General features: G+C 64.9%; 8 protein-coding genes. All 8 read right to left on the reverse strand.

Translation table 11 applies throughout. From position 1 onward, the window contains the following. Nucleotides 1-148: 148 nt before the first annotated feature. Entirely contained in the window at nt 149-2,965 is a 2,817-nt protein-coding gene (locus tag CMV30_RS08930; protein ID WP_138223206.1) for a response regulator, read from the reverse strand. Between the two features lie 126 nt (nt 2,966-3,091). Next, nucleotides 3,092-3,511 (reverse strand): hypothetical protein, encoded by a 420-nt coding sequence (locus tag CMV30_RS08935; protein WP_096055698.1) that lies wholly within the window; start codon nt 3,509-3,511, stop codon nt 3,092-3,094. Continuing rightward, the gene (locus tag CMV30_RS08940; RefSeq protein ID WP_096055699.1) at nt 3,468-4,817 is read right to left on the reverse strand and encodes a tetratricopeptide repeat protein; all 1,350 of its coding nucleotides are present in this window, start codon (nt 4,815-4,817) and stop codon (nt 3,468-3,470) included. The genes CMV30_RS08935 and CMV30_RS08940 overlap by 44 nt, the downstream gene beginning before the upstream one ends. Then, complete coding sequence (locus tag CMV30_RS08945; protein WP_096055700.1) at nt 4,814-5,419, reverse strand: hypothetical protein; 606 nt, start codon at nt 5,417-5,419, stop codon at nt 4,814-4,816. Before CMV30_RS08945 ends, CMV30_RS08940 begins: the two co-directional genes overlap by 4 nt. 191 nt (nt 5,420-5,610) lie before the next feature. Beyond that, a complete protein-coding gene (locus CMV30_RS08950; RefSeq protein WP_096055701.1) occupies nt 5,611-6,762 on the reverse strand; it encodes a response regulator in 1,152 nt (383 codons plus the stop codon). 49 nt (nt 6,763-6,811) lie between these two features. After that, on the reverse strand, nt 6,812-7,345 hold the full coding sequence (locus CMV30_RS08955; RefSeq protein ID WP_096055702.1) for a chemotaxis protein CheX: 534 nt from the start codon (nt 7,343-7,345) through the stop codon (nt 6,812-6,814). Between the two features lie 108 nt (nt 7,346-7,453). Next, nucleotides 7,454-7,960, reverse strand: a complete 507-nt coding sequence (locus CMV30_RS08960; protein ID WP_096055703.1) for a signal peptidase I — start codon at nt 7,958-7,960, stop codon at nt 7,454-7,456. 214 nt (nt 7,961-8,174) lie between these two features. Beyond that, the gene (locus CMV30_RS20715) at nt 8,175-12,038 is read right to left on the reverse strand and encodes a PKD domain-containing protein (RefSeq protein ID WP_096055704.1); all 3,864 of its coding nucleotides are present in this window, start codon (nt 12,036-12,038) and stop codon (nt 8,175-8,177) included. Nucleotides 12,039-12,273 lie beyond the last annotated feature (235 nt).

Genomic DNA, 12,273 nt, shown 5'->3' on the forward strand with positions numbered 1-12,273 from the left:
GGGTGGACAGGCTGGTGGTGCCGGATGGGCCGAGGGGTGTGGGCGGGGTGACGGGGTACGTGCAGTCAAACGCCGGTCGAGGGGATTTTCCCTTGGGAAATGTTTCAGGGGTGGGACGTGTGGCGTGGGAGCGCGGGATGAATGGTGTTCATCGGGTGTGCTCGGTTTTGAGGTCGATGGCTTCACGGACTTTGCGGGCGAGGATGTCGCGGGTGAAGGGTTTTTCGAGGAAGGGGACGGCGGCTTCTTGAACGGCTTGGAGGATGACGGGGTCGTCGACGTAGCCGGACATGAAGAGGACGCGGAGGCCCGGGCGCATGGAGAGGAGGCGTTCGGCGAGTTCGCGGCCGCCGATGTTGGGCATGACGATGTCGCTGAGGAGGAGGTCGAAGGTGGGAGCGTTGGGGCCGGAGCAGAATTCGAGGGCTTCGGCACCACCGGGGAAGGGGAAGATCTGGTAGCCGAGGGAGCGGAGTATGGCGGAGGTGACGTTGCGGATGGCTTCGTCGTCTTCGACGAGGAGGATGGATTCGGTGCCGGTGCCGGGTTCGGCGTCGAAGTTGAAATCGAGGTTGAGCGCGGGGGAGGCGGTGTGGGGGACGAGGACGTGGAAGGTGGTGCCTTCGCCGATGACGGTGTCGAAGCGGATGGCACCGGCGTAGTGTTTAATCACGACGGCGCAGGTGGCGAGGCCGAGGCCGGTGCCGCGGCCTTTGGGTTTGGTGGTGAAGAAGGGTTGGAAGATTTTAGCCTGCACGTCCTCGGTCATGCCGGAGCCGGTGTCGGTGACGGAGATGACGGAGTAGCGGCCGGGCATGAGGTCGGGGACTTCGCCGGCGGAGAGGTCGCGCCAGCCGGTGCGGAGGGTGAGGGCGCCGCCGTGGGTCATGGCGTCGCGGGCGTTGATGGCGAGGTTGATGATGACCTGTTCGATCTGGCTGCGGTCGGCTTCGATGGTGACGGGTTCGTCGGGGAGCTGAACGGTGAGGTCGATGTTTTCGCTGAGGAGGGAGCGGATGAGGTCTTTGAGGTCGGTGAGGACGAAATTGAGATCGAGAAACTCAAGCTGGAGAACCTGTTTGCGGCTGAAGGCGAGGAGCTGGCGGACGAGGGCGGAGGCGCGGGAGGTGGCTTTGAGGATTTCACCGGCCTTGGCCTGGAGCTCGGGAGCGATTTCGGCGAGGTCGTCGTGGAGGATATCGCCGTAGCAGCGGATGGCGGTGAGGAGGTTGTTGAAGTCGTGGGCGACACCGCCGGCGAGGAGGCCGACGGCTTCCATCTTTTGGGACTGGAGGAGTTTTTGCTCGGACTCGACGAGGGCGTGTTCGGCGACTTCGCGCTGGTGGACGGTGGAGAGGATGTTCGCCAGGCCGTGCATGAAGTCGATGGCTTCACGGCTGAAGAGGCGTTCGTCGCGGGTGAGAGCGGTGATCCAGCCGTAGGCTAGTTTTCCGGCGCCGATGGGGATGGCGATGCCGGAGAGGACTCCGAGGGTGGTGAAGGCGCCAGCGCCGGGGAAATTTTCCGGCGTATCGGAAAAATGGATGGGGTGGTTATCCTCCATGGCGGCCTGACTGGCGTGGCCGTAGGGGATGGCGGGTTCGTCGAGGGCCGGGCCGGTGGAGGCGGCGAGGGTGAGGACGCGGGTGGCGGGCTCGACGGCGAGGACTTGGGAGCGTTCGACGCGGAGGGTGTCGGCGACGAGGCGGGTGGCTTCCTGGGTGAGTTCGGCGAAGGCGTGGTGGGCGAGGGCGAAGCGGCCGAAGGAGGCGAGGGCGGATTGTTTGATGGCTCGGTAGGCGAGGTGGGCTTCGACTTCGTGCTGGTCGGTGACGTCGAAGCAGGAGCCGATGTAGCCGGAGAAAACGCCTTGGTTGTCGAGGCGCGGGGTGCCGTGAGTGACGACCCAGCGGTAGTGGCCGTCGTAGCGTTGGAGGCGGAACTCGGAGCGGAAGGAGGTGCGTTCGTTGAAGCTTTGCTCGTAGCGCTGGAGAGTGTGCTCGCGATCCTCGGGGTGGATCATATCGGTCCAGCCGTTGCCGACTTCCTCGGCGAGGCGGCGGCCGGTGAAGTCGAGCCAGGGCTGGTTGAAGTAGAAGAAGGATTTGGATGTATCCGACATCCAGATAAGCACGGGGGCGGAATCGGCCATGCGGCGGAAGCGGGACTCGCTTTCGCGGAGGGCGAACTCGGCTTGTTTGTGCTCGGTGAGGTCGTGGCCGTAGGCGTAGATCTTGTTTTCCGAGGGGAAGGGTTTCGCGCTCCACTGGATGTTGCGGAAGCCTTTTTCCTTATGGACGAGGCGGCACTCGAAGTCGGTGGGTGCGACGGAGTGGACGGTGGCGAAGGGGGCGGCGGTCTGGCCGGTGGAGACGAGGGTGGACCACCAGGAGGAGAGGGCGTGGCGGTCGTCGGGATGGACGAGCGTGAAGAGCGGGCGGCCGATGAGCTCTTGCTGCGTGTAGCCAGTGCGGAGGGGCCAGGCGGGGTTGACGACCTGGAGCGCGCCGTCGAGGGACGTCATGCAGAAGAGGTCGGGGGTGAGGCGGAAGAGCTGCTCGTGCTCACGCTGGATGCGGATGTTTTCGAGGACGAGGCGGCGGCGTTCGAGAACGCCATTCAAGGTGGCGACGAGGCGGGGTAGTTTATTTTTGAGGACGTAGTCGGTCGCGCCGCGTTTCATGCACTCGACGGCGGTTTCCTCGTTGAGGGCGTTGGTGAGGATGATGAAGGGCGTGTCGGGCTGGAGGCGCTTGAGGATTTCGAGGGCGTCGAGGCCGCTGAAGCCGATCAGGTAGTAGTCTGAAATGATGAGGTCGGGCAGGAACTCGGGGAGGGCCTTGATGAACTCGTCACGGGAGGCGACCTGGCGCAGCTGGCATTCAAACTGGGAGCGTTTGAACTCGGCCTGGAGGAGCTTGAAGTCGATTTCCGAGTCTTCGTTGACGAGGATGCGGGGAGGCATGGCGGGAGGGGAAATGATCAATGACCGAATGACCAATGACCAGTGACGAAGGTGACTCAGGGATTAAGGTGGCCGAAGGAAAGTCTGCTGTACGCTGATGCATGGCAGACTGTGATGGCGTGTGTGTTAGCGGTGGCGGTCGTAGAGGCGTTGGAGGTGGCCGGGGGCAGTGGCTGCAGGAGAGACGGGTGCGGAGGCGTTTTGCACGGGGCGAGCGGGGCGGGCGCCGAGGCTGTAGCGGAGGAGGAGTTGTTCGTTCTCGCGGTCCAGGTGGAGGATCTGGAGGAGTTTGGCGCGGGATTTCTCGATGATCTCGGAGCGGTCGGGATCGGGGCGCGCGGGGGAGCCGGAGGAGGCTGCGGCGTTTCCGGCTTTGATGGCGGAAAGGCTTTCGTCGAGGCGCGCGAGGAGGGCGCGTTTTTTCTCGAGGAGTGGCGCGTCGGGGACGCGCTGGTTTTGTTTCAGGAAGCGGTTTTCCTCGAGGGCGAGCTGGTGGAGCTCGTCACAGAGGTTTTGATGATGACGGAGGGCTTCCGTTGGCGTCATGAGCGGGGGCGGTGATGGGCGCTTGCGCGGAGACTGAGGTGGAGGAAGGGGCCTGGCCGTTGGAGAAAAACTGAGAGAGCTGTTTGTCGGTGTCCTGGAGCCAAGCGAGCTGGTTGAGCCGCCAGGCCGCCATTTCGGCGAGGTCGGCGAGCTCGGGCCGCGCGGCTCCATCAGTCGTTCCGGGTTTCACGTTGTCAACGATGCTCTGGTAGCATTCGCGGGCGCGGTCGAAGCGTTGCATGCGTTCGAGGCAGAGGCCGATCTGGTAGGTGACGGGGAGATTCCAGGAGGGCTCGGCGGAGAGTTTGCCGAGGGTCTGGTAGATGAGGAGGGAGGAGCCGAAGTCGCCGCGTTCGTAAAATTCGTTGGCGAGCTGGTTGCCGGTTTTGCGCTGCCAGTAGGCCCAGCGTTTGGGGTCCTTCTCTGTGTATTTGGATTCGGCCTTCAGGAGGTCGAGGGCGACGAGGAGGGATTCGTTGATCTGGCCCTGGCGGCGGAGGGAATCGGAGAGGAGGTAGCGGGCTTCGGGGACGTTTTCGTCGTCGGGGTTTTGGTCGAGGAAGCCGCGCATCGTGGCGGCGGCGGACTTGTCTTCGCCGGCCTGGATGAGGGCGTAGGCGGATTTGAAGTGGGCGCGGGCGCGGTCTTCGGGGGCGAGGTCGAGGAGTTTGAGTTTGGAAAAGTAGCGGTTGGCGGTGAGGTAGTCGCCGGATTGGAAATACGTCTCGGCGATTTCGAACTGGGCGGTGCGAGCGAGCTGGCGGTAGAGGTCGGGGCCGGATTCCGGAAGTTTCAGTGTGGAGTTGATGACGCTGTAGAAGCGGGCGATGGCTTGTTTATAGGCGCCGAGGGCGCGGAGGGAGCGGCCGAGTTCGAGGTAGATGGTGGGCAGGTTGAGGTCTTCGGGGAATTCCTTGAGAAATTTTTCGTAGACGGCGGCGGCCTTGGTGTAGTCGCCTTTTTTCCGATACGTGCGGCCGAGTCCGGTGAGGGCCTCGGCGTCCTGTTTGCGTGTGGCGTTTTCGTTGAGGACCTGGCGGTAGGCTATCTCGGCGGAGGTGTAGTCGCCCTGGTCGAGCTTGGTCTGGCCGATGCGGAGGAGGCTGAGGATTTCTTCAGCGGCGGCGGGTGAGGGGGCGGGGGTGTGCGTGTCGGCGTGAGCGTCGGTAGCGGCGGGCGCGGGCGAGTCGTCTGCTGGAGACGCGGGGGCGTGTTCGGCGTGCGGGGCTTCGGGGGCGGGCGTGTGTTCGGAGGCGGACAGGCGCGCGGCGGCGAGCGAGAGGAGGAGAGGCAGGCGCAGTTTCATTTTTCCTGATAGGTGGCGGAGCTCGGTGGAGGGGTGGACTGCGACTGGCTGGTGTTGAGGGGGACGATGACGTTGACGCGGGCTTCGCCGGAGGCGGGGGCGGTGGGGTAGATGAAGAAGGGGATGACGTCTTCGGCGCGTAGTTCGCGTTTGGTGTCGTCGGGGAGAATGGGGAGCGGAGGCTGGAGAAGTGGTTCTGAGAATTCGGATACAGGGGCGGCAGGCTGTTCGGGTTGCGGGGTGGGGTTATTGGCCGCAGGGGAGGAGGAGGCGGGTTTTTCCTCGGAGGGTTTTTCAGGTTTGGCGTCGGGGGTGATGGCGGCGACGACGGGTTTGGGCTCGGGAGGGGTGGGCGGCTCGTAGGCGGGCTCGGGACCGGGACGGGCGAAACGGAGAGGGAGCGGGGCGAGGGCGGCGAGGTAGGGGACGGCGCCTCTTTTATCCACGAGACCGGGCTGGGCGGCGCGGACGTTTTGTTTGCGCTGGGGCTGGCCGACAACGGCGGCATGAGCCTCCGAGGCCAGTGCGGGCAGCAGGGCCAGCGAAAGGCAGCGGGAGAGTTTCGCGGTGAAGCGAAGCAGAGTTGTGGTTGATAAAGGCATGTCGCAATCCGTGCGTTTCCCCGCGCGGAAATGCGCGTGGATGGTCCTGCTGAGTTTATCGGCGTGATGGCTGGTTTCTGGAGGTGTTTTTGAGGGGAGAAACTTGTGAAAAAATAAACCGCGCTCCGGTGAGAGAGCGCGGTTTTCGCAGGGAGGCGGCGTACCGGTGAGGGGGCCGCCTGAAGTGTTTTTTAAGCGGCGCCGGCGGGTTGCGCGGAGCGGCTGAAGGAGGCTTTGGCGTCCGCGATGGAATCGTGGAAGGTCCAGGTGCGGGTGTCTTCAAAGCCTTTGCACTCGGAGACGATCTGGGGGTTGCCCACGAGCGTGAATTGGAGGGCGAGGTCTTTGCAGGTCTGCATGGCCTGGATGAGGAGTTTGATGACGGCCATGTTGAGGCTCTTGAGCTCGTGAAGGTCGATGACGGCCTTGACGATGCCGCTGTCCACGGCGCCGGCGACCTTTGGCTTGAGGTAGTTGGTGACTTCACCGACGACGCTCTGGGAGCAATTTTCGGGGAGACGCATGACGAAGACATCGCCGTCCACCGCGAAGTAGCGCTGGGAGGTGTCGAGGTTCATGGCCTTGGCGATCTTGGATTCCATTTCGGAGATCTCGATCGGCTTGGTGATGATGTAGGAGAAGCCGACTTGCTGGGCCTGGGCCTGGGCGGCGGCCTCGGTCTTCACGACGAGCGCGAAGATCGGGGTGTACTTGGTCTTCACGTTCTGGCGGATGAGGCGGAAGAGCGTGAAGGCGGCTTCTTCGGGGAGGGAGAGGCTGATGATGATCAGGTCGGGCGTGTTCTTGGAGCAGAAGTCGATGCCTTCGCCAGTCGTATTCACGCCGTGGATCTTCCATGGGGTGTGCTTGAGACCTTCCTGGATTTGCTGGATGATCGCGGGTTTGTCCTCGACGACGAGGAGGGTGGCGGGATCGAAGATGGATTTGGCCTTTTGCGGGCCTTCGGTGAGAGGCTTTAGGTCGATGATGCGACCGCATTTCTCGACGAGGACTTCTTCCTTGAAGGGTTTCACGATGTAGTCGCGGACGCCGATTTTGGCGATCTTGAGGACGTTGTCGCGGCCGCCTTCTGCGGTGAGCATGATGACTGGGATGCCTTTGAGGGCGGGGTCGGACTTGAGCTTGGTGAGCATCTCGACGCCGTCCATGACGGGCATGGTGATGTCGAGGAGGATGAGGTCGGGGGTCTCTTTCGAGGCGGCGGCGAGGCCTTCGACGCCGTTGGCGGCTTCGATGATTTCGCAGTCATAGCCTTTGAAGGCTTTTTTGACGATGATGCGGACGGTTTTGGAGTCGTCGACGGTAAGGACTTTGTAGCGCATGGCGGAGGGCGTGAGCGATGAGGGCTGCGGTTGTTTTTTTAAGATCGGGTCATTCGCCGGACTTCATGAGGAGGTCGGCCACGATGTGGTGTTCGCCGACTTGGAAGCGGTAGATGCGGCGGGTGGCGGAGCTGACGGGCTCGATGGAGAAGTTGCTGCCGCGCAGGATAGACGGGATGGTCAACTTGCAAGGGAAGCCTTTGTCGGCGAGTTGGTTTTTGAAGGTGCCAACCGTCATGTTGGTGAGTTCGCCGACGGCGTCGTTGACGACTTCGTGGCCGGCTTCGTCGATTTCTGCGAGGGTCATGCCGAGCATGTGGCTGGCGACGTCGTTCGCGAATTTGTCTTCGAGGTAGAGGTAGATGAGGCCGCTGATGTCGCCGATGAAGCCGACGGTGCCGACGACGTGCTGGCCGCTGATGTGAACGGGGTGGGCCCAAGGTGAGCCGTCGGCGTTGGCGAGGGCTCCGGTGGAATCGGCGAGCGAGGCGGTTTTGCCCAGCATCGTTTTGAAAACATCCTGAACGGCGCGATTGATCGTCTCCCGGAAGACCGACTCGCTGATTTGATCGATGGTAGGCATGAAGGGGGAAAGGGCTGCGTAAGAGGTATTATTACTCCTGCATTATTATCGGCCGAATCCCGGGAGCTTTAGGGAATTTTCGGAGAATGTGTCCGAAAGTCCTTACGTTTAACGCCGGGCGAGGGCGGCGTGGCCATCGATTTGAGTGCCGGCTGCGGTGTAGAAAATGGCGCAGACGCGGCCGAGGAGGTTGGCAGGGCGGACGGCCTCGCGGTCGATGGCAGGGTTGTTGTCGCCGAGGACGAGCCAGGCGTCGCCGCTTTGTTCATACAAGCGGTGGATAACGGGGGCGCCGGAGGCGCTGCGGTAGATGACGATGTCGCCCTGGCGCAGTGCGGAGAAGGGGACTTTCTCGACGGTGACGACGCTGCTTTCGTCGAGGGTGGGTTTCATGCTGCCGGTGGGGGCGACGGTGAAGACCTGGCCGCCGACGGCGTTGGCGGTGAGTTGGGCGAGTGAGAGTGCGTGGTCGCGGGTGACGCTGGAGCGTGGGGCGACTTTGGCGGTGGCTCCGGAGGAGGCGCAGCCGGTGTGCAGGCTCGCGAGCGCGAGGAGGGCGCTGGCGAAGGCGAGGCGTAGGGCGAGGGCGGCGCGACTGGGGCGGAGGAGAGGCATCGCCTACAGTAATCGGTTTGCAAGTTGGGTGCTTTAGGGAAGGTGCGCGAGGAGGGGGCAGGAGTTTTCCCTAGATGGGTGGGGTCATTTGCGGCGCGCGCCAGCGCGCCGCAAATGACCAAGAGCTGGCGCGGTTAGCAGGAAAGCGGGCGATGGCCAACCGGTGGGGTTAGGGCTAACCCGCCCTACCTCGGAGGGAGGAGCGCGTGACGGCTCAGGGAGTGGAGATCTGGATACGGGCGAAGCGGCCGGTGCCGGTCGTGAGCGGGACGGTGTCGCGGTAGGTGACTTGTTCGCGGCCGTCGCCGAGATTTGTGGCGGGGCCGACCTGGATGGCGGCGGAAGTCCAGTGGACGAGGTTGCCTGAGAACTGGGGCTGGATGGCGAGGTCGGCGGCGTTGAGTGCGCGGGCGAAGGTGAGGGTGAGGTAGGTGAGGCCAGCTTCTTCGTAGGTGCTGGTTTCGGAGGGGGGCGTGGACTCGGTGGCGTGGGGTTCGCGGCCGAGGGCGTATTCGAGGAGGTTGTTGAGGCCGTCGTGATCGGGGTCGGCGTCTTCACCGCTGAGGGAGGGGTCGAAGAGCTCGGCGGTGCTGAACTTGGCGGCGCGCCAGCCGTTGATGCCGGGTTGGTCGGCCTGGGCTGGGTAGCGGCTGAAGTCGGTTTCGAAGAAGGGCGAGGGCTGGCCGAGGCCGGGGGAGAGGCCGACGATGGCGTCGGCTGGGGCGGTGGAGCCGAGCCAAGTTAGGGTGATGATGCCGCTGCGCCAGAGTTCGAGCTGCATGCTGACGCGGCGGGTGGAGTCGCCGTAGAAGGGGACGTTTGTCCAGGTGATGGCGGTGCGCTCGGCGCCGGGGGTGGTGATGAGCTGGCAGGAGATTTCGCCGCCGACGGAGGGATCGAGGTCGCGCCAGAAGGCGCTGATGCGGGGGTGGCCGAGGTGGAACTGGGCGGGTAGGCTGCCGACGGAAGTGGTGTCGCCAGCGGCGAAGGTGACGTAGCCGTTGGTGCCGATGTAGAGCTGGGCGTAGGTGATTCCGAAGAGGGCGGGGGCAGTGGCGGTTGTATTTATTTTCCAATAACCGTCGTCGAGGTCACCGGTGTTTACGGGGACTTGGGCGACGCCGTTTTGGATGAGGGTGAGGCTGCCGGCCGTGCTGGTGGTGAAGGCGCTGGCGAAGTCGAGGCTGCCGCGGTAGCCGCCGTTGGTGAGTGGAGTGAGGGTGAGGCGGCGGGCGGCGAGGTCGAAGGGTTTGGCGGTGGTGAAAAACTCGGCGAGGTAATCGGGGGCGTCGTTATCGGCGATGGTGAGGGTGGCGGTGATGGCGGTGCCGAGTGTGTAGCCTGCGCCGGGCGCGACGGTGATTTCGATGGTTTCGGTGCCTTCTATGGCGGTGTCGTCGTGCGGGGTGAAGGTGAGTGTGGCGGAGAGCTGGCCGGGCAGAAGGATGAGGGTGCCTTGGGCGGTGGCGGGGTCGTAGCCGAGCGGAGCGGTGGAAGTGAGGTCGTAGTCGGAGCCGTCGGTCGCGGCGGTGCCGGCGGTGGTGAAGACGATGGCGAGCGTGGTGTCGGCGGGGGTGTCGCTCTGGCGGGAAACGGTGATGCTGGCCGGGGTGGATTGGGACTCGGCGGCGGAGGCGTTGGTGACTGCGAGGGTGACGACGGGCGCGGGGAGCGTGGCGGTGAAGTCGAGGCCGGTGACGGGGGTGGCGCCGAGGGGGATGGGGTTGGTGAAGTTGACGGGGAAGATGTGCGGGTGGCGCGAAGAGGTGGCGACGAGCTGGCAGGCGCCGGGTTCGAGGCCGGTGAGGGTGTAGCGGCCGTCGTTGTCGGTTTGGGTGCCGCGGTAGAAGGGGCCGGTCAGGCCATTGTGGATACGGACGCCGGAGGCGGGGCGGCCGAGGGAATCGAGGACGGTGCCGGAGGCGGTGGTGGTGGCGGGGGTGCCGACCTGGATGACGATGGAGCGGGTGACGGTGCGGCCCTTCATGTCGGAGACGGTGAGCAGCACGTGGTAGTGCCCGGCGGCGGTCCAGCGGGTGGTGGCGACGGGGGCGTTGGGGCCGATCTGCTTGTTGGCGAACTGCCAGTAGTAAGCCAGGGTGTCGCCGTCGGGGTCGGTGGCGGAGGCGGTGAAGGTGACGAGGTCGTCGATGCCGACGGCGGTGGCAGAGGCGGCGAGGGTCGTATCCGGAGATTGGTTGCTCGGGAAGGAGCCGATGTTGACGACGACATCGAGTGACTCGGGGGAGGTGCCGGTTTTGGCGATGGGGGTGATGTGAAGGTTGGCAACGGGATCGGACCAGGTGCGGCCGAGGACGAGGGCGCTGTCGGCGGTGGGGTCGCTTTTTTCGCCGGGCTGGGTGTCGAGAAGCTGGGAGCCGCCTTCGCTTTGGTCCCAGGGGGCCCAACGGAGCTGGAGGCCGTTGTGGGTGGTGAAGTTGGACGGCCATTGCTGGCGGAGCTCGGCCCAGTAGGTGCGGCCGTCGCCGCGGGGAATTTTCAGGAGGTGCGAGCCGGAGGCGGAGAGGAAGGGCTGGTCGTACGCGTAAAGCCTATACGTGCCGGAGGCGGTGACATCGAGGGTGCGGTTTTGCGGGAGCCAGCCGATGCGTTCGCGATTGCCGGCGTTGAAGGAGTGGCGGCCGCCGGCGGAGAGGCCCATGGTGTCGAAGGTGTCGCCGTATTCTTGATTGGTGCCGGTGCCGAAGGGGTTGTCGGTGGTGGGAACCCAGAGGTTGGCGTGGAAGAGGCCGAGGTTGTGGCCGAGTTCGTGGGCGAGGACACCGGGGGCGTCGGTTTTGAGCCAGACGCCGCGGAGGCCGATGTAGCCCTGGCCGCGGAACTGGCCGGGCTGGCCGTCGTAGCGGACGGCGTCGAAGTCGTGAGCGAGCCAGTCGTGGGCGGGGAGGGTTTCGTTGCCGGGGAAGCTGGCGGGGCTGGCGGCGACGGCGCGGGCGTCGTCGAGGATTTTTTTGGCGAAGCCGGAGGTGTCGTTGGTGGTGGAGAGGTACCAGTTTTCTGGATGCGGGAGGACGTAAACGGGGGTGACGGTAGGCGTGAGGGTGAACTGTTTGTAGGAGTTTTCGGAGAGGAAGGCACCGGCGGCGGAGGCGGTGGCGAGGGCGGCGGACTGGGTTTGCGGTTCGAAGGAGGCCGGTTGGTCGGCGAAGCGGACGCGGATGTAGAGGAGGCGTTTGGCACCGGTGGTGATGGGGAGGCTGGACATCGTCACCGGACGGGTGGTGGTGCGGCGGGTGCCGCCGTCTTCGAGGGCGAGGAGGTTTTTCTCGACCATGGCCACGTGGCCGCTGCTGCAGAGGAAGTGGATCTCGTCGCCGATCTCGGCGGTGACGTCGGGCTGGGCGTCGGTGGTGTCTTGATTGAAGCCGGCGGGCTTTTGCGAGACGGCGCAGAGCTGGTCGAGCTGGCGTTTGGCGGGGTCGGGGGTTTCGCCGGGTTCGAGGATGCGGACGGGGCTTTCGTCGAGGGCGAGGAGGCCGTCGAGGGCGATGCCGTGGAGAGGAAGATTTTGTTGCGAGGGTTGAGCGAGGCGGCGGCCGTACACGAATGCCTGATACGCGCGGTCGCCGGAGGTGACGTGACGCTGGATCGCGGGCGGGGTGGAATCGCCGGGAGTGGCGAGTGTGGCGACGACGGTGTAGTCGGCTCGGATGCTGAGGCGGGTTTCGAGCTGGGTGGCGATCTGCGGAGGGAGGGCGCGGCGGAGGGCGAAGGGCGTGGCTTGGGCGAGGGCGGCGCGGGGGTCGGATTGGATGAGTTCGCGGAGGGCGGCGCGGCGGATGGTGGCGAGGGCGAGGCCTTCGGGGGCGAGCGAGGCGCGTTCAGCGGGGGAGGCGGCGAGGTAGCGGGCGGACCAGGTTTCGAAGGCGGTGAAGGCGGACGGGGATTTCGAAGTGGCGGGGAGAGAAGATCCGCGGGGGGCTTCGATGGAAGCGGAGGCGGTCGCGCGGGTTTCCGTGGAGCGGATTTTTTCGGAGCGGATCGCGAGCCAGCCCAGCGTGAGGAGTCCGGTGAACAGGACCAGGAGCAGGGGTGGGGTGGGGCGGGGCAACTTCATGCAAGTCTCGCGTGGAGGAGACTTCACGAAAAATTAACCATAGTTACAAGGCCGCGAGCGATTGATGTGACCCGGCCAGTTCGTAGGGGAAAAGCGGAGTCGGGACGCACATGTTTCGGTGGTGAAACAGCGGGGGTGGAGAGTGCGAGGCGAGCGGGCGGGGAGGTGGCCGTCGTTGTTTGAGGCACCGGCTGTGAGTGCGGTGTCGAACCGGCGGGGTTAAGGCTAACCCGCG

Origin of the sequence: Nibricoccus aquaticus, assembly GCF_002310495.1 — a bacterium.
GTDB classification, from domain to species: domain Bacteria; phylum Verrucomicrobiota; class Verrucomicrobiia; order Opitutales; family Opitutaceae; genus Nibricoccus; species Nibricoccus aquaticus.